The sequence below is a fragment of the Nocardioides campestrisoli genome (assembly GCF_013624435.2).
GTDB classification, from domain to species: domain Bacteria; phylum Actinomycetota; class Actinomycetes; order Propionibacteriales; family Nocardioidaceae; genus Nocardioides; species Nocardioides campestrisoli.
Genome location: NZ_CP061768.1, coordinates 1,798,301 through 1,818,887, shown reverse-complemented (window position 1 = coordinate 1,818,887; position 20,587 = coordinate 1,798,301). Strand labels below are relative to the sequence as shown.

The window sequence follows — 20,587 nt, the reverse complement described above, 5'->3', positions numbered from 1 at the left end:
CGTGCTCGAAGGGGAGCAACATCCACCGGGACGGACCCTGCGAACCGCTGAGGGGCAGGGCTGGCCTAGGGCGGCTCACACACGGGCGGGTGCCCGTGGTGCATGGCCTTCGGGTGGAACGTCGGTCGCCTTGCCCACCTCAGCTCCTCGACCTTGGCCCTGACGGGCTCCTCGGTCTTGGCATTGGTGACGGTCCTGGGCGACAAGACCATGATCGGGCTTCTGGCCTTGGTCGATCAAGATCCGGTATGCACCGGACTTCACGGTGGCAATCCGTGTTGGGCCGTAGCCTGCCCATGTGGTTACGCATCTCTCGGGACCTGCCTGGCTCCCCGACCATCAACTGCACGTCGCTTTCACGCTGGCGCATGCGGATGCCCTCGCCGAGGCAATGTGCGACGTGCTCTACCAATACCTGCAACCGCCGGGGCCCTTGACGCTCTCCAGCGTGTTCGAGCAGGACCTGTGCCACGTCACTGTCGCGGATATCGCGCCACTGCCACCCGCTGTGAGCCGGTATGCGGCGGACGTTCTGACACAGTTGCGGGCAGCCGTCGAACATGCTCTCTACGCCGAGGTCCAATTCGCGCTCGGTCGGGATCTGACGCCCGATGAGGCCCCGCGAATCGAAATGCCCGCGACGACGACGGCCAAGGCCTTCACCGAGTGGCTGAACGCTAAGAAACGCAGGCAATTGCCGCCGCTTCGTGATGGCTCGGAGCTCGTGAGACGGATGCGTGCCCTACAGCCGTATCGCCGGAGGGACACTGATGAGCATCCGATGCGGGTGCTTGCCCATCACACGAACCTCGCCAAGCATCGCACTCCTGCCGTCGCGGCCGTGAGACTCGGCCGCGTACACACGTGGCCGCTCGGCGATCCCGACATCGTGGTGGGGGCGGAGAATGCTCCCTTGGACGTAGGAACGGTGTTGGCGACCGGTCCAAAGTACAGACAAGTCCCTCTGAGTATTTGGCCTCAGGTAGCAATTCAGCGACCCCACACAGGTGAATGGAAGGTCATCGCCAAGGAAGTTGGAATGCTCGCCACCTGGGTGCGCACGGTTGCCATCCCCATTCTCGTCACGGGTGAGGCAGAAGCCGAGCCACCGCTGCCCCCGCAAGTGGACCTCAGCAAGGGGACGAAGGATCCTCGTGAGGTTATCCGTGCCGGAGGCGCGGTTCCCGCTCACCAGCGGCACCTGATCCGCATGCAGGCCCACACCGGTAGGGACGACCTAATAGACACGTTGCTCCTGCACCCAGCGAAGCCCGACGCCGCCACGATGCGCCGGTGGGTGTCGGGACTCAGTGACGAAATGGTCGTGACAAGGCTGGAAGAACTAGGCAACGCGGCGAAACGCGGCCCGCTACAAACAGCGGATGCGTGTCTCTCCATGATTCGACTGGCGGAGAAGGCTGGATCACCATCACGGGCGCGCGATGGGGGCGGGTGCCAAGGGGGGTACGGGTCGCTCCCGGGAGACTGACCCGCACGTCGAGGTCTCCCGTGACGCCAACGCCCCTCCGTCGTGCGCTCCAGCATCTCGTGCCGGGAACGGATCCACGTTCACTTCGGACCTCCGTTCCACCGCCGATCGGGCGACTCGCCGTTCCTAGGTGAAGGGTCTGCATAGCCCGGTCGGTTGTCTTCGTTACTCGGGCAGTGGTCCGCGTGGTGCACGTCGAGGCCCCAAGCTGTGCCGGTCATGGGCAGCATGCTCGTGGTGACGGCGCAATGAGGGCACGGCAGCACGGTGCTGTCGGCTGTGAGCCACGCGGTTTCTAGGGCGTTGAGGTAGCTGTGGGGTGTAGTCGTGGTCAGCCACGACGGGGCTTCCTTGCCTGGGCTCGGCTTGGGCTGGCTGCCAAGTGTTGTTGTTCCACGGATGCGTGGGACGAGGTGGAACGGGGCCCGGGGCGGCATCGGACTCGGTTGCGGTTCCAGTTCCTACGGGGCATGGGTGGCCTCCCACCCGCAGTTGGGGTGGGTGGTGTCGCCGGCCGAAGCAAGGGCGGGCCAAAGCGGCTCGGTGCACTCCGTGCACGTCGCCTCAAGGGTTGTCCCAGATTTGTCACTACACGTGCTGTTTGTGTGTGAAAGAGGTGTGTCCTCCTCCTGACATTTCTGGGACATCGTCAAGCGCGTAAGCGCGTCGATGTCCACGTCTCGCGCCAAGGAGTACCGCCACACAGTCCGCGTCGGCCCCTGCTCCAACTCCTGCAGGGTGGCCAGCCCGAGCATGTGGAGCGCCTGCAACGTGCGGTCCACCGTGGCCCGGGGCTTGTCGATCCGCCTCCGCACCTCCTGCGTTGTCGAGCCGGGGTTGGCGTGTAGGTCCACGAGCACGGCTAGCCGCAACGGCGGCATCGAGTCGGCTGCGCAACGGGCCACAATCTTCAGCATGTGCCCCCTGTCGATGCCCAGGGCGATGCCACCGCGCAGCACCTGCGTGAGCTGCTTGGCGAACCTCGTAGGCATCTCCGGAGCGTGGGCGTCAACCACGTCGCCTCGGTAGTCATGCTCAACGCCGGTCCTCGCCAAGGTCACCACGTTGGCCAACGCCAGGATCAGGGTGGCCTCCTCGGAGGTGGGAGCCAGGTCGACGGTGGTGTCCACCCCAGCTAGCACCCCGGCAACGGCCTGGCCCAGTTGCAGTCGCATCCTTTCCTCATCGCCGGTGTTGGCGATGGCCTGCCGACCGGACGCCACTCTGCCCTTGGAGGAGTCGAGCCGGATCAACACGAAACGGTCACCCATGGACGAAACGACTTCGTGGGCGCGGTCCCAGGCCGTGGTTACGGCACCGATGACCACGAGGCGGCCAAGCCATGCCAGTGACTGCCCCCCATCGGAGCCAAGGTTGCGTTCCCACTTGCCGTCGTACACCTCGCGGAGCGCCGCCAGCACCGCACCACGAGCGTCCCGGTTCATGGACAGGATGCTGGTGACGTCCTTGATGACGAGCACGCCACTAGGGCCGATCTTGCGCAGCAAGCCCCCGGTCGCGGTGGCCGTCCGCTCCTTCTTGCTGGTGCCCGACAACAACGCGCCCTCGCTGCTGATGGTGGAGGTGACGTGGGCACCAGCGAGGGCCAGCGGTGCCACCGTCTCGGTCTTCGCAGCACCCGAACCAGACACGACGAGCAGCCACGCGGGGTCGCCGCCGAGCCGTTCCACAGCAGCGCAGGCCAGTACGGCGTCTAGCACGTCAAGGTCGTAGTCCGCACCAAGCCACCGAGTGAAGACCTGATGTGCATGGCCGAGGGTTACGGGCTCGGGGTCATGGGCGCGATCGTCCCCGCCCACCTGACGCAGCGATCTCATCGGACGTGCCTCACAGGGGGAGTTCATTGGCCCGTGCTCGCGTTCCCGTCGCCGAGGGCGCGCAGCTCGGCCTCGGTGGCCTGAGAGACAGCGGTTGCCTCACGGGCACGGCGACGGGCCTGGGCGGACTTCAACGCCAAGCTGGCGAAGTGGGCCTTCCACAGGTGTCGGGCGCGAATCTGATCGCCGTCCACCTCATCGAGGAACTTCTGCCACAGGGCGGCACGGGCCGGTGCCGTGCGTCGGGACCTGTCGCTGGTGTTGGCCCAGGACATCTCGGCGGCGGCACGGGCAGCGATAGCCCTCTCGCTCGCGGGGGTTGGGGGCATGACGGATACCTCGCACGTGTGTGGTTAACGTGCACACATCCGCTGGAAGCGACCCACCCGAATCCGGTCGTCAGCGCGATTGTGCAAGGCATCAGCGCAAGCTGTCTGTCAGTACACCCGGCTGCGCCAGGTGTTCACCACCCCTTGGTCGGGTCCGCCAGCGGGAGTGGTGGTTCTGCGTAAGGACATCCTACGGGCGTTATGCGGCTCACCGGGGCACAGCGCAGCCCCTTGCCGTTCTGATGGAGTCCACGTGTATCCGGGTGGTAACACGTGGTACGGAAACCACGCTAAGACCCGGTATCTACCGGGCCTTGACGGGTCCGAGCCGTCGAACGACTCAGAAGTCCCCGAGGCCGAGGGCCCGGGCCTCCTGGGCAGCACGTGCTGACGCTTGGGCCTTGGTGTAGCGCAGCAGCATGTCTGGCCGGGTCCACCCAGCAACCGCCATGAGGCCACCTTCGGATCCCCCGGCGGCGAGCCATCGATGCGCCGCGGTGTGGCGCAGGAGGTGAGGACGAAAGCCCTCAATCCCAGCCAGCGCGGCACGGTGTGCCAAGGACTTGTGCAGGGCGTCATACGAGAAGCCTTTGCCACGGTCCCCCAGCCACAGCGCGTCCGTACGATCGGACAACGAGTGCCCACGTCTCGTCCGAAGATAGCGATCCAGCGCGAGTCCCGTCTGAGGCCCGAACGGGACGGTCCGGCCCTTACCCCCCTTCCCTCGTCGGATGATGGCGGTGCCGTTCCTCACGTCCACGTCATGAACCGCGAGCCCCACGACCTCCCCCGCTCGCGCACCCGTCTCCGCCATGAACCGGACGATGGCCTCGTCGCGACGCTCCCGGAGGTCCTTACCCGCGCACGCCTTAATCAGCGCCTTGATCTGCTCCTCGACGAGAGGCTCGATGACCTTGGTATCGATCTTGGGAGACTTGACGCCCAGAAGCGGGTCAGCGTCCAGCTCCCCTTCTTCCACCAGCCAAGCGGAGAAGCGGCGCACGCCCAGTTGGCGTGAGGTAGCGGTTGACGCCTGCAACCCCTTCGAGAGCAGGTCGTCAACGAACAGCGCCAACGTGCGGCGGTCCAGCACGGCGGGACGCCCGTGCGCGGCGCAGTAGGCGAGGTACTGCGTCACCCCGGTGGTGTAGGACTTCACCGTCTGTGGGGACTTGCGCTCAGCGCGTAGGCCCACCTCCCAGGAGGAGAGCAGGCTGGGCAAGTCGAGGCGCTTGGGGCTCGGGGGCATGCCCCGAACCTACCTTCAATATCTGGACTAGGAGCGCTGTGCGGCGACAGAATCTCACTCCTCGTCAGGTAAAACCGCCTCTGACCTGCGGTTTCACCTGACGAGCAGGCACACTCTCAGTCCAGGTAGTCGCGCAGGACCTGCGAGCGGCTGGGGTGCCGCAGCTTCGACATGGTCTTCGACTCGATCTGCCGGATCCGCTCACGCGTGACACCGTAGACCTTGCCGATCTCGTCGAGCGTCTTCGGCTGACCGTCGGTGAGACCGAACCGCATGCTCACCACGCCCGCCTCGCGCTCGGAGAGCGTGTCGAGCACGGCGTGCAGCTGCTCCTGCAGCAGGGTGAACGAGACCGCGTCCGCGGGCACGATGGCCTCGGAGTCCTCGATCAGGTCGCCGAACTCCGAGTCGCCGTCCTCACCCAGGGGCGTGTGCAGCGAGATCGGCTCGCGCCCGTACTTCTGGACCTCGATGACCTTCTCCGGGGTCATGTCGAGCTCCTTGGCCAGCTCCTCCGGCGTGGGCTCGCGGCCCAGGTCCTGGAGCATCTGGCGCTGCACCCGGGCGAGCTTGTTGATGACCTCGACCATGTGCACGGGGATGCGGATCGTGCGGGCCTGGTCGGCCATCGCCCGGGTGATCGCCTGGCGGATCCACCAGGTGGCGTAGGTGGAGAACTTGTAGCCCTTGGTGTAGTCGAACTTCTCGACCGCACGGATGAGACCGAGGTTGCCCTCCTGGATCAGGTCCAGGAAGAGCATGCCGCGGCCCGTGTAGCGCTTGGCCAGCGAGACGACGAGGCGGAGGTTGGCCTCCAGCAGGTGGTTCTTGGCGCGCTTACCGTCCTCCGCGATCCACTCGTACTCCTCCTGCGTCTTGGCGCTGAGCTTCCCGCCCTTGGCGAGCTTCTCCTCGGAGAAGAGGCCGGCCTCGATGCGCTTGGCCAGCTCGACCTCCATCTCCGCGTTGAGGAGGGGGACCTTGCCGATCTGCTTGAGGTAGTCCTTGACCGGGTCGGCGGTCGCGCCGGCGACCATGACCTGCTGCTCGGGCTCGTCGGTGTCGTCGGCGGAGGAGACGACGAAGGTGGCCTCCTTCTCGTCCTCCTTGATCGTGGGATCGACCGCGACGTCCTTCTCGAACTGCTCGTCGGGGATGTCCGGCAGGATCTTCTTGCCGTCCGGGCCCAGGGCGGCCTCGACGGAGGGGACCGCCTTCTTCGCCGCGGCCTTCTTCGCGGGAGCCGCTGCCTTCTTGGCCGCGGGCTCGCCGGTGGCCTTCTTGGCCGCGCGGGCGGTCGTGGCCTTGCGCGGGGAGCCCGCCGCTGCTGCGCGGGAGACCGGAGCCGCACTGATGTCCACCGTGATGCCCTGGGCGCTCAGATGGGTCAGCAGGGCCTTGAGGTGGCGTGGCTCGACGGAGGCCGCGTCGCTGGCCTGCCGGACCTGGTCAGGAGTCACCGTTCCACTCGTCGACCCGGAGTCGATGAGGGAGACGACTGCGGGGTGCGACAGCACCTCGGCGGGGAGCAGCTTGCGTGCGTTCGAAGACACGAACACCTCTCGTCACTGAAAAAGGGGCGCGGCAAGGCCCGGTTACGTCAAGGCCGCGAGTCACATTCTGCCACGGCCCTGGTGAAGCTCGTGCCATCCCCCGGACTCGGGCCCGGCGCGGGCCACTGCGACACGTCGCCCAGGACCGGTCATCAGCCCTTGCCGGCCTTCGCGGCAGCCTTGGCGGCCTGCTTGTACTCACGCACCTTCAGCAGGCTGTCGGCGTCGACCACGTCGGCGACCGAGCGATAGCCCTCCAAGGCGTAGTCGCCGGCCACGTCCTGCCACCCCGAGGGGCGCACGCCCATCTGCTTGGCGAGGAGCGCCACGAAGATCTGCGCCTTCTGCTTGCCGAAGCCGGGCAGGGCCATCACCCGCTTGAGCAGGTCCTTGCCGTCCTCCGCCTCGTTCCACAAGCGGGTGACGTCTCCGCCGTACTGCTCCTCCACGATGACCGCGATGCCCTGCAGCTTTCCGGCCATCGAGCCCGGGAACCGGTGGATCGCCGGGGTCTGGGCGCAGATCGCCTTGAACTCCTCGGGGTCCATCGCCGCGATCCGGGCCGGGTCGAGGTCACCGAGCCGGTCCAGCAGCTTCGCACCGCCGCGGAAGGCGTGCTCCATCCCGTACTGCTGGTCCAAGGCCATCCCGACGAGCACCGCGAAGGGGTGCTCGTCCAGCACGCTGTCGGCCTGCGGCTCGTTGGCGATGTGGAATCCCATGGACACATCATCGCGCAGCCCGCTCAGGTCGCGGTGGCGACCCGGGCAGGTGTGCGGTTCAGGCCTTGACCGCCATCACGGGGCAGGGCGCGTCCAGCAGGATCCGCTGCGCGTTGCTGCCCAGGATCAGCTTGCCGACGGGGGTCCGCTTGCGCAGCCCGATCACGATCAGGTCCGCGTCGTTGGCCTCGGCGAGGCTGATCAGGTCCTCCGACGGCTCGAAACCGCGAACCATCTGGCGCACGTCGTACTCGACACCCGACTCGTCGAGGCGCGCCTGGACCGATCCGATCTCGCGGCTGGTGCGCAGGGCAGCCTCCCCGTCGTACTCGGCGCCGCCCCGGTGGGAGTTGACCACGACGAGCTTCGCTCCGCGGAGCTTCGCCTCCTCGATGGCCTTGGCCAGAGCCGCGTCCCCCTCCGGCTTGGCGACGTAACCCACGACCACGGTTGCCATCAGTGTGTCTCCCTCCGCCCTTCCGGGCTTGCCCCGAACGCCGTCCGGCGCCCTTCCAGGTGGCACCGTACCCAATGCCTGCCCGCTTGGGCAGCCTGTGGACGGTCGCGCCGGGCGCGGCGACGGCTGCGGCAGTCTGGTCGGGTGCCACCGCAAGCGCCCTGCCCGCACCCGCTGCCTCCCCCGTCCGTGCCGGCGGCTGCTCCTCCGCGCGTCTCCTCGTCCGCGCCCTCGTCCGAGGTCGAGCAAGGGCTGCGCCGCGCGGTGCTCGCCCTCAAGCAGGCGTCCCCGCGCGGGCGCCTGGCCCCGGTCGTGTGGGCCGGCCTCCCGGGCGCGGAGGAGCCGGGGGCTGTGTGCAGCTTCCAGCCCGAGGAGCATCGCCTGGACCACGACACCCGGCTCGAGGCTGCCGTCGCCCTGGCCCACCGCGTCGTGCCGAAGGTCGAGGCACCGATGCTGTGGCTGACCCGCTCGGGCGACCTCGAACCCACCTCGTCCGACCTCCGGTGGCAGGCCGCCGCCGTGGCGGCGTGGCAGGAGGTGGGCCTGGCCCCCTCGTTCGCGGTGCTCACCCGGCACGGGTGGCGCCACCACCCCAGCGGGGCGGAGCGACGCTGGCGCAGACTGCGCCAGCGCTGACCGTCACCTGCTCCGGTCGGGCGGGCGGGCGGGCGGCGACACCCTCAGGACCAGGTGTGCACCGGCTCGTTGCTGTGCATCCGCTCGACGTACTCCAGCAGGGTGGACCGCAGCGCGTCCTCCCGGTTCCGCTCCCCGCGCGCGCGCACCTGGGTGACGAACCACTCGGCGCCGTTCGTGCGCTTCAGGCACCGCTGCTCGATCATCCCCAGGAAGCGGTCCCGCTCGGCCCGCTCCACCCCGCTCTCGGCCAGGCCCTGGTCTGCGAGCGGCAGCAACCGGCGCAGCACCAGCTCCGAGGCGCTCACCTGTCCCAGCCCCGGCCAGTAGACCTGGGCGGAGATGCCGTGCCGGGCCGCGACGTAGAAGTTCTCCTCCGCAGCGCTGAACGACATCTGGGACCACAGCGGCCGGTCGTCGGTGGCCAGCGCCCGGACCAGGCCGAAGTAGAACGCGGCGTTGGCGATCGTGTCCGCCACCGTGGGGCCGGCGGCCAGCAGCCGGTTCTCCACGCGCAGGTGCGGCCCCTCGGGCGTCACGTCGTAGACCGGCCGGTTCCAGCGGTAGATCGTCCCGTTGTGCAGCCGGAGCTCGTGCAACGAGGGGGTGCCGCCGTCCTCGAGCACCTGCAGCGGGTCCTCGTCCTCGGTCACCGGCAGCAGGGCCGGGAAGTACCGGACGTTCTCCTCGAAGAGGTCGAAGACGGAGGTGATCCAGCGCTCGCCGAACCAGACACGCGGGCGGACCCCCTGGGCCTTGAGCTCCTCGCTGCGGGTGTCGGTGGCCTGCTCGAACAGCGGGATCCGGGTCTCGCGCCACAGCTCGCGCCCCAGCAGGTACGGCGAGTTGGCCCCCACCGCGAGCTGCACGCCCGCGATCACCTGGCTGGCGTTCCAGTACGCGGCGAACTCGTCGGGCGAGGTCTGGACGTGCAGCTGGGTGCTGGTGCACGCCGCCTCGGGGACGATCGAGTCCGTGGTGCTCTCCAGCTGCTCGACCCCGGAGATCTCGACGGTGATGTCCTCCCCGCGCGCGTCGAGGATCTGCTCGCTGAGCAGGTGGTAGCGCGGGTTCGGGCTGAGCGACTCCGGCGTCATGTGCGCGTCGGTCAGGGTGGGCAGGATCCCGATCATCACCAGGTGCGCGCCCACCGTCGAGGACTTGCCCTCGGCGTCGTTGAGGCTGTTGCGCAACCCGGTCTCGAAGGCCTCCAGCCCACGCTCGCGCAGCCGGGCGGGCTGGCAGTTGATCTCCACGTTGAACTGGCCGAGCTCGGTCTGGAACGCGGGGTCGGCGATGGCGGCGAGCGCCTCCATGCTCCGCAGCGCCGGGTCACCCTCGGCGTCGATCAGGTTGAACTCGACCTCGAGGCCGGTCATCGGGTCGTCGGTGTCGAACCGCGACTCGCGCAGCATCCGGGCGAAGACGTCGAGTCCTCGCCGGACCTTCTCCCGGTGCCGCGTGCGGTCCGCCCGAGAGAACTCCTGTGCCTCCACCTCTTCTCCCATGGGCACACGATAGCCACGTGGACCCGTCCCGCTCGCTCATCGCGCCGGGCGTCTTCCCCTCAGGACGCGGACCTCGGAGGACTCCGGAGCCGGAGGCGGCCACGCGTCCGGGGAGATCGCCTGCTCGAGGAGCTCGACGACCAGCTCCGTGAGCGAGCAGGTGCCCGGGCCGCGGTGCGCGACCTCCACCGCGCACCAGGCCAGCGCCCCCTCCCCCGCCCGCCAGGCCAGGAAGGCGAGCACCGCGGCCGGCCCGGCCGCGTGCCCGGGCGGGCAGGAGCGCAGGACGGTGCGCCACACGTCGACGTGCGAGGGCGCCTCGGCCCGCGAGACCTCGCCCCACGCCTCGTCGCGCAACGCAGCCGTCGCCGTCGCGAGGACCAGCGTGGCGGTCTGCGCCGCGTTCGGCGCGGCCTGCTGCCGCACCAGCGCCGCGGTGGTCTCGCGCACCCAGCCCGGCGCAGGTCGTCGGGTCCGGGCCAGCGCCGCGGAGACGGCCGCCACCCGGACAGGCAGCGGGTCGAGGGACCGGGCCAGCTCCTCGCGCGAGGCCATGACCACCCGGCCGGCGACCACCGCCTCGGTGACGAACGGGTGGGTCAGCACCTCGAACGGGTGGCGGGTGGTGCCAGTCACCGGCGGGTCCGCCCAGCACCACACCCGGCCGTCGTAGGCCACCAGCGAGACGACCTCGATCCCTCGCGCACCGAAGGCCCGCAGCAGCCTGCGGGACGGACCGAGTGCCCGGTCCAGGTCGGTGAAGACGAACAGGGAGACCCGGCGCAGCCGGTGCCGGACGGCGGGCCCGACAAGGGCCCGGACGGCCCCGTCGAGCTCGTCGGGACTCCCCAGGTCGACCCGGGCGTGCGGGACGGCACCCGACCCCAGCCCGAGCATCACCACCGACTCCTGGGGGACGAATCCCAGCACCAGGGGGACGCAGGCGAGCAGGTCCTCGGCGGATCGGGCGGTCAGGTTCATCGGTCTCTCCATGCCCCGACCGTGCCGGGTGCGCGGCGTCCACATGGTTGAGCGCCGGCCCGGCCTGGGGAGAACCTCACGCGTCCTGTGCCTGTGCACGCGTCGGGGGCCGGGGCGGCAGGGACCGAGCCCCCCACACGACGCGAGCCCCAGCACGATCCCCAGCCCCAGGGCGACACAATGGGCGCCATGGCCCGACCGGAGGAGAGCTGATGCGCCGCACCGCCTCGGTGCTCCACCTGGACCTGGACGCCTTCTTCGCCTCCGTCGAGCAGCGCGACAAGCCCTCGCTGCGCGGCAAGCCCGTGATCGTCGGCGGGGTCGGCGGCCGCGGCGTGGTCTCCACCGCCTCCTACGAGGCCCGCGTGTTCGGGGTCCGCTCGGCGATGTCGACGCGCGAGGCCCGCGCGCGGTGCCCGCACGCCGCCTTCCTCTCCGGGCGGTTCCACGCCTACCGGCAGGCGAGCGCCGCGGTGATGGGCGTCCTGCGGTCGGTCTCGCCGCTGGTCGAGCCGCTCTCCCTGGACGAGGCGTTCGTCGACCTGGAGGCGGCCGGCCTCGACGACCTCGGGATCGACGCCGTGACGGCGACCGCGGAGCGGCTGCGGGCCGAGGTGCGCGAGGTGACCGGCGGCCTCACCGCCTCGGTGGGGATCGGCTCCTCGAAGTTCATCGCCAAGGTGGCCAGCGAGCTGGACAAGCCGGACGGCCTGACCGTAGTCCCGCCGGGCACCGAGCAGGAGCTGCTGCGCCCCCTGCCGGCCAGCGTCATCCCCGGCGTCGGGCCGGCCACCACCGAGCGGTTGCGCCGGGCCGGGATCCACACGGTGGCGCAGCTGGAGGCCGTGAGCGAGGACGAGCTGGTGCGGCTCCTGGGCCGGGCCCTGGGTACCGGCCTGTACGCGCTCGCGCGCGGCCGCGACGACCGCCCGGTGGTCGCCGAGCGCGAGACCAAGTCGGTGAGCATGGAGGACACCTACGACACCGACCTGACCGACCGCAGGCTGATGGAGGGGCTGATCACCCGCCAGGCCTCCGCGGTGGCGGCTCGGCTGGCCAAGCAGGGCCTGTCGGGACGCACCGTCACCTTGAAGGTGCGGTTGCACGACTTCACCACGCTCAGCCGTTCCACGACCCTCCCAGGGCCCACCGACTCCCCCCAGGTGATCGGCCGGCTGGCCCGCCGCCTGCTGGGCGACCTGGACACCTCCGGCGGCGTCCGCCTGCTCGGGGTGGGGGTCTCCGGCCTGGCGGACTGGATCCAGGACGGTCTCTTCGGTGACGAGCCGGAGGAGCCCGAGACTCCGGTGGAGGACGGCACCGAGTCCACGGAGCCCACCGAGATGGTGGAGCCACCCCGGCGCGGGACCGGCTGGCGCCCGGGCATGGACGTCGTGCACGCCGATCTGGGGCCCGGCTGGGTCTGGGGGTCAGGCCGCGGGGTGGTGACCGTCCGGTTCGAGACGGCGACGACGCCGCCCGGCCCGGTCCGCTCCTTCCGCGAGGACGACCCGCTGCTGACGCCCGGCCCGGTCCCCGCGGAGTGACCCGCCGGGCCGTCGGCCCCGTCGTACCGGCTGGCTACCCTCGGCCCATGACCCAGACCCCCGCCGGCCCCCTCTCCGCTCCCCCGGTGGCGCCCCGCCGCCCCGTCACCCACACGTGGCACGGGGTGGAACGGACCGACGACTACGACTGGCTGCGCGACAAGGAGTCGCCCGAGGTCCTGGCCCACCTGGAGGCCGAGAACGCCTGGACCGAGCAGCGGACCGCGCACCTGGCCCCGCTCCGGGAGCGGATCTTCGAGGAGATCAAGTCCCGCACCCAGGAGACGGACCTCTCGGTGCCCACGCGCAAGCGCGGCTGGTGGTTCTACTCGCGCTCCTTCGAGGGCCGGGAGTACGGCGCGACCTGCCGGGTGCCGGTCCAGGACGAGGACGACTGGACGCCTCCGCAGCCGGACGGCAAGGCCAGCCCCGATCAGCCCGCCCTCCCGGGCGAGGAGGTCCTGCTGGACCTGGACGCCTTGGCGGAGGGTCACGAGTTCTTCTCGCTGGGCGGCTCCGCACTCAGCCTGGACGGCCGCCTCCTCGCCTGGGCCGTCGACACCGAGGGCGACGAGCGCTACACCGTACGGGTCAAGGAGCTCGAGGGCGACCGGCTGCTCGACGACGTGGTCGAGGGGGTTCTCGGCGGGGTGACCTGGGACCCGGACGGCACCGGCTTCTACTACACGACCGTCGACGAGGCTTGGCGCTCCGACAAGGTGTGGCGCCACCGCCTGGGCACTGCGCAGGACGAGGACGAGCTCGTCTTCCACGAGGAGGACGCCCGGTTCTGGGTCGGCGTCGGCCGCAGCCGCGACGACCGGTTCCTCTTCGTGGTCAGCGGCTCGAAGACGACGACCGAGTGGCAGGTGAAGGACGCCCGCAGCCCCGAGCGCGGCTTCGTCGTCTGGTCCCCGCGCCGGGAGGGCCTGGAGTACAGCCTCGAGCCCGCGGTCGTCGGCGGACGCGAGGTCTTCCTGGTGCTGCACAACGGGTCGGGCCCGGACTTCGAGCTGGCGACGGCCGCGCCGACCCCCACGGACCCCGCCGACTGGGAGCCGCTGGTGCCGCACGACCCCGCGGTCCGGCTGGAGGACGTCGACGCGTTCGCCGGGCACCTCGTCGTGCACCAGCGCAGCCAGGGGCTGACCCAGCTGCGCATCATCGAGCTCGGTCCCGAGGGCCCCGGCGAGGACTACCTGGTCGAGTTCGACCAGGAGGTCTACACCATCGGCTCGGGCGCCAACCCGTCCTTCGACCAGCCGGTGGTCCGGCTCGGCTACACCTCGCTGACGGTCCCCTCCTCGGTCTACGACTACGACGTACGCACCCGAGAGCTCACCCTGCTGCGCCGTATGCCGGTGCTCGGCGGCTACGACCCCGAGCAGTACGAGGAGCACCGGATCTGGGCCCCGGCCCGGGACGGCGAGCTGGTCCCGGTCAGCCTGGTCTGCCGCCGCGGGGCCCGGGAGACGGGCCCGCTGCCCACCCTGCTCTACGGGTACGGCGCGTACGAGGCCTCCATCGACCCCTACTTCTCCCCCTCGCGGCTCTCCCTGCTGGACCGGGGCGCCGCGTTCGCCATCGCCCACGTGCGGGGCGGCGGCGAGATGGGGCGCCGGTGGTACGACCTGGGCAAGCTCGAGCACAAGGAGAACTCCTTCCACGACTTCGTCGACGCCGCCCGCCACCTGGTCGAGAGCGGCTGGTCCTCCCCCGACACCCTCGTCGCCGAGGGCGGCAGCGCCGGCGGCCTGCTCGTGGGCGCGGCGCTCAACGAGGCACCCGAGCTCTTCGCCGGTGTGGTCGCGGCCGTCCCGTTCGTCGACACCCTCACCACGATGCTCGACGCGAGCCTGCCGTTGACCGTCGGGGAGTACGACGAGTGGGGCAACCCCGAGGGCGACCCGGAGGCCTACGCCCGGATCGCCGGGTACGCGCCGTACGACAACGTGGCGGCCGTCGACTACCCGCCGGTGCTGGCCGAGACGTCGCTGAACGACACCCGGGTGCTGTTCGTGGAGCCGGCCAAGTGGGTGGCCCGGCTGCGCGCGACCGCGACCGGCCGGCGCGACTTCCTGCTGCGCACCGAGATGTCCGCCGGGCACGGCGGCGTCTCGGGTCGTTACAAGGCCTGGCACGACCGCGCGTTCTCCCTGGCCTGGATCCTGGACCGGATGGGCCTGGCGGAGGTGGCACCGCGTTCCGCGGTCGGTTCCTGACGCCGGGCTCCGCCGTGCATGCGCCTCGGAGGTCGGGGGTACCCGTGCGGCGACGACCCAGCCGGGGCGCGCCACCCCTGAGAAGTCCCTGAGAGTTGGCCTGAGCGGCAACTCTCGCCCGGTCTGGTACGTCGTTGCTTGTGAGAGGCACACAAGTAGGCGGCCCGCAGGGTTCCGGGGAATGAGCGGCTCCCCCGGGTCGTTGACCACGATGTGACCGATGCACGGCGGTCACGGAGCAGGAGGCGTCAGATGACAACTCGTACGGCAGCACGCACCCCCGGCACGACCCGGGAGATCGAGGGGCGGGACAGCGTCGGGCTCTACCTCGACGAGATCGCCCGCACCCCGCTGCTGGACGCCGCCCGCGAGGTCGAGCTCTCCAAGACCATCGAGGCCGGTCTCATGGCCGAGGCGCTCCTGCGCGAGGGGCGCGTCGGCCGCCGTAAGGGCGGCGCCCCGATGCGGGCCACCGAGGAGGAGCTGGAGTGGCTCGCCGAGGAGGGACGCAAGGCGGTGGACACGTTCATCACCGCGAACCTGCGGCTCGTGGTCTCCATCGCCCGCAAGTACGGCCGGGCCCAGATGCCCATGCTGGACCTGATCCAGGAGGGCAACACCGGCCTGATCCGAGCCGTGGAGAAGTTCGACTACACCAAGGGCTACAAGTTCTCGACGTACGCCACCTGGTGGGTCCGTCAGGCGATCACCCGCGGCATCGCCCAGCAGGCCCGCGTCGTGCGGCTGCCGGTGCACGTGGTCGAGGAGCTCAACCAGGTCGGCAGCGCCCGCCGCACGCTCGAGCGCCAACTGGGCCGCGAGCCAGACCCGCAGGAGATCGCCGACGAGCTCGGGATGGAGTTCGAGCGGGTCCTCGACCTGCTTGCCTGGGGCCGCGACCACGTCTCCCTGGACACCCCGATCGACGAGGACGGCGACACCTCCCTGGGCGACCTGATGGCCCAGGAGACCGCCCCCAGCCCCGACCTGAGCGTGCTCGACGTGGAGTCCCGCGACCGGCTGAACAGCCTCGTGGGCCAGCTCGACGAGCGCTCGGCCGACATCGTCCGCGCCCGGTACGGGCTGGTCGACGGTCGCCAGCACAAGCTCGCCGACATCGGCGCACGCCACGGCATCTCGGCCGAGCGGGTGCGTCAGCTCGAGCGGGAGGCGCTGCAGAAGCTGCGCCGGCTCGGCGACCCGGACCTCGCTGCCTGAGCGGCGTAGCACCCCCGCAGGGTCCTCACCCCGGCGTCCTCACCAGGCGGCAGCCTCCAGCTCGGAGGCTGCCGCCTGTGCCTGTTCCGTGGCGTCGATCGGGACCTCGACCTCGCCGGCCGTGCGCTGCTGCCACTGCTGGAGCGCCACCACCCGGCTGGCGGCGTCCTCGACGCGCTCCCGGGAGAGCCGACCCTCCTTGATCGCCTCCACCACGTGCGCGTGGGTCCGGCGGGTGTCCACCGGCATCAGCAGCAGGTCGGCCCCCGCCTCCAGGGCGCGTACGGCGGGCAGCTCCAGCTCGGCGACTGCGCCCATTCCGAGCGAGTCGGTGATGGCGACGCCACCGAAGCCCATCTCGTCGCGCAGGTGGGCATAGACCCGCGGTGCCAGGGTGGCCGGCAGGCCCGCCTCCAGCGCCGTCACCTCCAGGTGGCTCATCATCACCGAGGGTGCGCCCGCCCGGATGCTGGTCTTGAAGGGCAGCAGGTCGCGTGCGGTCAGCTCCGCCAGCGGCGTGTCCAGGGTGGGCAGCTCCAGGTGCGAGTCCGCGGTGGCGCTGCCGTGGCCGGGGTAGTGCTTGGTGGTCGACACGATGCCCGAGGCGTTGTACCCGCGAACCGCGGCCGCCGAGGCGATGCCTGCCGTCCGCGGGTCCGAGGACGGGGAGCGGCTGCCGATGGTCGGATCCGCGGTGCCGATGGTGACGTCGGCGACCGGAGCGAAGACCCAGGTGAAGCCGAAGGAGCGCAGCTCCAGGCCCGAGGCCCGGTAGGCCTTCCGTACCAGGGCGCGCCCCTGGCGGCCCGAGGTCGCCCGGTCCTCGTCGATGACGTCACCGGCCGCCCGGAACGCCGGGAAGGTGCTCGCGATCCCCCGCAGGTGGGCCACCGACCCGCCTTCCTCGTCCACCCCGATCACCGGCGGGAACGTGCGCCCGGACGCCGCGTGCGCCTCGGTGACCGCCCGGGTGGTCGCGCGCACCTGGTCGGCGTCCAGCACGTTGCCGGAGGTGACCGAGACGCCGGCGAGGTGGAGGTCGGAGACCATCTCCGCGGCCACCTGAGGGTCGGTGGAGTGGTAGCGGCCGACGATGACCTGACCGGCCAGCTGCTCGGGCGTCCATCCCCTGACCAGGGCACGCGCCTGCTCCAGCTCTGCCACCGTGGGACCCCAGGGCAGGGGCTCGTCCGTCCGGGCCTCCCCCGGCCCGGACGAGGCGGTGCCCCGGTCCCGGGTCGAGGTCGCGGGGGCTGCGTCGCCCGACCCGCCGCGGTCGCCGACGAGCCCGCACCCGGTCAGGGCCACGGCGAGACCCACCGTGACCGCCATCGATCGCAGGGAGCCGATCACCGCCCGCCTCCCGCAGCCCCCTGCTCGACGCCGGAGGGGTCGCGCAGCTGCGCCAGGACCGCCGTCACCCGCGCACGCAGCGCGTCCAGGTCGCCGGTGTTGTCGATGACGTACGTCGCCGCGGCGAGCCGCTGCTCGCGGGAGGCCTGCGCGTCGATCCGAGCCTGCGCCTCCTCGCGGGTGGCTCCACGCAGCTCGACCATCCGGTCCAGCTGCAGCTCGACCGGGACGTCGACCACGAGGACCGCGTCGAAGGCATCCGCCTGGCCTGTCTCGACCAGCAGCGGGATGTCGTGGACGACCACCGCGTCCGGGGACGCGGCGGCCTCCAGCTCGGCGGCCCGCTGGCGGACCCGGGGGTGGATGATCGCCTCGAGCGCCCGACGCCGCTCGGTGTCGGCGAAGACCAGGGCGCCCAGTGCCGGCCGGTCGAGCTCTCCGTCGGGGGTCAGCACCGCGGGGCCGAACTCCTCGACCACCAGCCGGAGCCCGTCCGACCCGGGGGCGACCACCTCACGAGCGAGCTGGTCGGCGTCGATCACGACGGCCCCGAGCTCGGCGAGAATCGTCGAGACCGTGCTCTTCCCCGACGCCACGCCTCCGGTCAGTCCGACTCGCACCGTGCTCCTCCACCCTCCTGCTGACTGCTGGGACTCGACGAGCGTACGGGGCTCCGCCTGATCCGGCTCAGCGGCGGCCCGAGGGCGTGAGCCCCGCCTTCGCGGCGTACCGGGCCGCCAGCTCGTCGGCGTCCATCCGGCCGTCGAGCAGCCGCACCGTGGTCCAGTGGTCCACGGGCAGGCCGGTGAGCGCTGCGTACTCGGCCACCTCGGGCTGGTAGAGCCGGGCCAGCTCGAGCAGCTCGTCCCCGGTGGGCGGCGTGCCGGAGATCTCGCCCGTCGCCTTCATCAGGTGACGCAGCTCGGGATGGGTCTCGAACCTCGGCAGGCCCAGGAAGTCGGTGCCCTGGTCCAGGTGTCGCCGGTGGTCGGCGAGGAACGAGGTGAAGTCCATGAAGAGCCACTGCTCGCGACCGAAGAGCGACAGTCCTCGTCGCACCTGGCTGCCGTAGTAGCCCCGCAGCACCCCGGAGGCGCGCTGGAAGCGCTCTGGGTCGGCCTTGCCCCGCAGGTCGGCCGGGACCCGGTCCGGCATGCCGTCGGGCCGCCAGGCCGTGAACTCCGCCCAGTCCGGCCCCGCCTCGCCGTGCCGCAGGCGAAGCATCGTCCAGTGCGAGAAGAGCCGGTCCAGCGGGTCACGGAAGATCGCCATCAGGAGCATGCCCGGGTCGTAGCGCTGCATCCGCTCCAGCGCCCCGGGCCATGCCAGGTACCGCGGGGTGGCGTCGCCCATGTGCTGGTGGACCCGGCGACGGCGTGGCACCCCGTAGTCGGCGTGGTCCGTCGCGCTCCAGTCGACGTGGTCCTTGTCGAAGTAGTGGATCTCCTTGCGCGGGGCCTTGGCGATGTTGACGTGCGCGTTGAAGAGCGCCGACAGGGTCGAGGTCCCGGACTTCTGCACACCCACGATGGAGAACGTGTACCGCTGCCAACCGAGCGGGGAGGAGGTCTCGGCGGCCATGGTGCGCGAGATTACCAGGGGCTGCGGCGGCAGGATCCACCCCCGTGGCCACCGTGCCTCTCCATGGGAGGGCCTGGTCATCACCGGCGGCGTCAACCGTCCACCCACGTGCCTTCTGCCGCACTGGGAAGCCCGGGGAACGCAGACAGTCCCGCCCACCCCGAAGGGTGGACGGGACTGTCAACGAGTGACCGGAGCGGCGCCGTCAGGCGCCGCCCGCGCTCAGCGGGAGCCTGACTCAGGCACCGCCACCGGTGAGCTTCTCGCGGAGCGCCTGCAGGGCCTCGTCGGAAGCCAGCGAGCCGCCGGTCTCCTGCGCCGCGGCGACCTCGCCACCGGAGCTGTACGAGGTGGCCTCGCCGGCCTCGGCCTCGGCCTGCTTGGCCTCGGCCTGCTGCTTGACGTGAGCCTCCCAGCGAGCGTGCGCCTTGGCGTACTGCTCCTCCCAGGTCGCGCGCTGCTCGTCGAAGCCCTCGAGCCACTCACCCGTCTCGGGGTCGAAGCCCTCGGGGTAGATGTAGTTGCCCTGCTCGTCGTAGGTGGCAGCCATGCCGTAGAGGGTCGGGTCGAACTCCTCGACGTCCGCCGCGGTCGCGGTCTCGTTGGCCTGCTTGAGCGACAGCGAGATCCGGCGACGCTCCAGGTCGATGTCGATGATCTTGACCATGACGTCGTCGTTGACCTGGACGACCTGCTCCGGGATCTCCACGTGGCGCTCGGCCAGCTCGGAGATGTGGACCAGGCCCTCGATGCCCTCCTCGACGCGGACGAAGGAGCCGAAGGGCACCAGCTTGGTGACCTTGCCCGGCACGATCTGGCCGATCTGGTGGGTCCGGGCGAAGTGCTGCCACGGGTCCTCCTGCGTCGCCTTGAGCGACAGGGAGACACGCTCGCGGTCCATGTCGACGTCCAGGACCTCGACGGTGACCTCGTCGCCCACGGTGACGACCTCGGAGGGGTGGTCGATGTGCTTCCAGGACAGCTCGGAGACGTGCACGAGGCCGTCCACGCCGCCCAGGTCCACGAACGCACCGAAGTTGACGATCGAGGAGACGACGCCCTTGCGGATCTGACCCTTCTGCAGCTGGGTCAGGAAGCCGTGGCGAACCTCGGACTGGGTCTGCTCGAGCCAGGCACGGCGCGACAGGACCACGTTGTTGCGGTTCTTGTCGAGCTCGATGATCTTGGCCTCGAGGGTCTGGCCGACGTAGGGCTGCAGGTCGCGCACGCGACGCATCTCCACCAGCGAGGCGGGCAGGAAGCCGCGCAGACCGATGTCGAGGATCAGGCCGCCCTTGACGACCTCGATGACGGTGCCCTCGACGACGCCGTCCTCCTCCTTGACCTGCTCGATCGTGCCCCAGGCGCGCTCGTACTGTGCGCGCTTCTTGGACAGGATCAGGCGGCCTTCCTTGTCCTCCTTCTGGAGCACCAGGGCCTCGACCTTGTCGCCCACGGCGACGACCTCGGACGGGTCGACGTCGTGCTTGATCGACAGCTCGCGCGAGGGGATGACGCCCTCGGTCTTGTAGCCGATGTCGAGGAGCACCTCGTCACGGTCCACCTTGACGATGGTGCCGTCGACGATGTCGCCGTCGTTGAAGTACTTGATGGTCGCGTCGATCGCGGCGAGGAAGTCCTCTTCGGACCCGATGTCGTTGATCGCCACCTGGGGGGCGTCGTAGTCCGGAAGAGCGGAGATGGTGCTCGTCATAAGGGAGTAGGTTCCTTGGAGTGGATGGGAGTCGTGCGGACACGCCCGAGGCCCTTGATCGCCCTCCGGAGGAGGACGAGCGAGGATCCGCTCCGTACGGGACCCAAGCAGGTCTCCGGCGCAATTGTTCAGTCTACGCGCGGCTCGCGGCCAGCGTCCAACCGACGTCTCCGGCACCGGACACCGG

Annotated in this window: 16 protein-coding genes; 5 read left to right on the top strand and 11 right to left on the bottom strand. The window is 70.5% G+C overall.

Going from position 1 to position 20,587, the window contains the following annotated elements; all coding sequences use genetic code 11:
* Window positions 1-298: 298 nt before the first annotated feature.
* On the top strand, window positions 299-1,489 hold the full coding sequence (locus H8838_RS08675; protein ID WP_185994853.1) for a hypothetical protein: 1,191 nt from the start codon (window positions 299-301) through the stop codon (window positions 1,487-1,489).
* 461 nt (window positions 1,490-1,950) lie between these two features.
* Here the strand turns inward: H8838_RS08675 and H8838_RS08670 are convergent, their stop codons facing one another.
* From H8838_RS08670 to H8838_RS08650, 5 genes are all read right to left on the bottom strand, one after another.
* On the bottom strand, window positions 1,951-3,327 hold the full coding sequence (locus tag H8838_RS08670) for an ArsR family transcriptional regulator (protein WP_185994854.1): 1,377 nt from the start codon (window positions 3,325-3,327) through the stop codon (window positions 1,951-1,953).
* A gap of 669 nt (window positions 3,328-3,996) precedes the next feature.
* Complete coding sequence (locus H8838_RS08665) at window positions 3,997-4,905, bottom strand: tyrosine-type recombinase/integrase (RefSeq protein WP_185994855.1); 909 nt, start codon at window positions 4,903-4,905, stop codon at window positions 3,997-3,999.
* A 116-nt stretch (window positions 4,906-5,021) separates the two neighbouring features.
* Window positions 5,022-6,422: an RNA polymerase sigma factor gene (locus H8838_RS08660; protein ID WP_397182170.1), complete on the bottom strand. Its 1,401-nt coding sequence runs from the start codon at window positions 6,420-6,422 to the stop codon at window positions 5,022-5,024.
* A 188-nt stretch (window positions 6,423-6,610) separates the two neighbouring features.
* Window positions 6,611-7,180, bottom strand: coding sequence for an HhH-GPD-type base excision DNA repair protein (locus tag H8838_RS08655; protein WP_181310707.1), 570 nt, complete (start codon window positions 7,178-7,180; stop codon window positions 6,611-6,613).
* A gap of 58 nt (window positions 7,181-7,238) precedes the next feature.
* Window positions 7,239-7,637 carry a universal stress protein gene (locus tag H8838_RS08650; protein ID WP_181310706.1) on the bottom strand — a complete coding sequence of 133 codons (399 nt, stop codon included), beginning with the start codon at window positions 7,635-7,637 and terminating at the stop codon, window positions 7,239-7,241.
* Window positions 7,638-7,781: 144 nt separating this feature from the next.
* On the opposite strand from H8838_RS08650, the gene H8838_RS08645 reads away from it, so the two are divergent.
* A complete protein-coding gene (locus H8838_RS08645; protein WP_185994857.1) occupies window positions 7,782-8,276 on the top strand; it encodes a hypothetical protein in 495 nt (164 codons plus the stop codon).
* 44 nt (window positions 8,277-8,320) lie between these two features.
* Here H8838_RS08645 and H8838_RS08640 read toward each other — a convergent pair whose 3' ends face one another.
* Window positions 8,321-9,784, bottom strand: a complete 1,464-nt coding sequence (locus tag H8838_RS08640; RefSeq protein ID WP_185994858.1) for a glutamate-cysteine ligase family protein — start codon at window positions 9,782-9,784, stop codon at window positions 8,321-8,323.
* A 36-nt stretch (window positions 9,785-9,820) separates the two neighbouring features.
* A complete protein-coding gene (locus H8838_RS08635; protein WP_185994859.1) occupies window positions 9,821-10,777 on the bottom strand; it encodes a DUF4192 domain-containing protein in 957 nt (318 codons plus the stop codon).
* A gap of 200 nt (window positions 10,778-10,977) precedes the next feature.
* On the opposite strand from H8838_RS08635, the gene H8838_RS08630 reads away from it, so the two are divergent.
* The 3 genes from H8838_RS08630 to H8838_RS08620 all read left to right on the top strand — a co-directional run bounded on the left by H8838_RS08630 (window position 10,978) and on the right by H8838_RS08620 (window position 15,752).
* On the top strand, window positions 10,978-12,312 hold the full coding sequence (locus tag H8838_RS08630; RefSeq protein ID WP_181310702.1) for a DNA polymerase IV: 1,335 nt from the start codon (window positions 10,978-10,980) through the stop codon (window positions 12,310-12,312).
* A gap of 47 nt (window positions 12,313-12,359) precedes the next feature.
* Window positions 12,360-14,534, top strand: a complete 2,175-nt coding sequence (locus H8838_RS08625) for a S9 family peptidase (protein ID WP_185994860.1) — start codon at window positions 12,360-12,362, stop codon at window positions 14,532-14,534.
* Between the two features lie 252 nt (window positions 14,535-14,786).
* Entirely contained in the window at window positions 14,787-15,752 is a 966-nt protein-coding gene (locus H8838_RS08620) for a sigma-70 family RNA polymerase sigma factor (protein WP_181310700.1), read from the top strand.
* A 39-nt stretch (window positions 15,753-15,791) separates the two neighbouring features.
* Here H8838_RS08620 and H8838_RS08615 read toward each other — a convergent pair whose 3' ends face one another.
* From H8838_RS08615 to rpsA, 4 genes are all read right to left on the bottom strand, one after another.
* Window positions 15,792-17,105, bottom strand: coding sequence for a glycoside hydrolase family 3 N-terminal domain-containing protein (locus H8838_RS08615; protein WP_224766484.1), 1,314 nt, complete (start codon window positions 17,103-17,105; stop codon window positions 15,792-15,794).
* Window positions 17,102-17,725, bottom strand: a complete 624-nt coding sequence (coaE, locus tag H8838_RS08610) for a dephospho-CoA kinase (protein ID WP_185994861.1) — start codon at window positions 17,723-17,725, stop codon at window positions 17,102-17,104. Before coaE ends, H8838_RS08615 begins: the two co-directional genes overlap by 4 nt.
* 67 nt (window positions 17,726-17,792) lie before the next feature.
* Window positions 17,793-18,686: a sulfotransferase domain-containing protein gene (locus tag H8838_RS08605; protein WP_185994862.1), complete on the bottom strand. Its 894-nt coding sequence runs from the start codon at window positions 18,684-18,686 to the stop codon at window positions 17,793-17,795.
* Between the two features lie 238 nt (window positions 18,687-18,924).
* Complete coding sequence (gene rpsA, locus H8838_RS08600; protein ID WP_181310697.1) at window positions 18,925-20,400, bottom strand: 30S ribosomal protein S1; 1,476 nt, start codon at window positions 20,398-20,400, stop codon at window positions 18,925-18,927.
* Window positions 20,401-20,587 lie beyond the last annotated feature (187 nt).

Excerpts from the sequence above, each read along its gene's own strand:
- H8838_RS08670 (WP_185994854.1), bottom strand. The coding sequence starts at position 3,327 with ATGAGATCGCTGCGTCAGGTGGGCGGGGACGATCGCGCCCATGACCCC.
- H8838_RS08665 (WP_185994855.1), bottom strand. The coding sequence starts at position 4,905 with ATGCCCCCGAGCCCCAAGCGCCTCGACTTGCCCAGCCTGCTCTCCTCC.
- H8838_RS08655 (WP_181310707.1), bottom strand. The coding sequence starts at position 7,180 with ATGGGATTCCACATCGCCAACGAGCCGCAGGCCGACAGCGTGCTGGAC.
- H8838_RS08650 (WP_181310706.1), bottom strand. The coding sequence starts at position 7,637 with ATGGCAACCGTGGTCGTGGGTTACGTCGCCAAGCCGGAGGGGGACGCG.
- H8838_RS08640 (WP_185994858.1), bottom strand. The coding sequence starts at position 9,784 with ATGGGAGAAGAGGTGGAGGCACAGGAGTTCTCTCGGGCGGACCGCACG.
- H8838_RS08635 (WP_185994859.1), bottom strand. The coding sequence starts at position 10,777 with ATGGAGAGACCGATGAACCTGACCGCCCGATCCGCCGAGGACCTGCTC.
- H8838_RS08630 (WP_181310702.1), top strand. The coding sequence starts at position 10,978 with ATGCGCCGCACCGCCTCGGTGCTCCACCTGGACCTGGACGCCTTCTTC.
- H8838_RS08625 (WP_185994860.1), top strand. The coding sequence starts at position 12,360 with ATGACCCAGACCCCCGCCGGCCCCCTCTCCGCTCCCCCGGTGGCGCCC.
- H8838_RS08620 (WP_181310700.1), top strand. The coding sequence starts at position 14,787 with ATGACAACTCGTACGGCAGCACGCACCCCCGGCACGACCCGGGAGATC.
- H8838_RS08605 (WP_185994862.1), bottom strand. The coding sequence starts at position 18,686 with ATGGCCGCCGAGACCTCCTCCCCGCTCGGTTGGCAGCGGTACACGTTC.
- rpsA (WP_181310697.1), bottom strand. The coding sequence starts at position 20,400 with ATGACGAGCACCATCTCCGCTCTTCCGGACTACGACGCCCCCCAGGTG.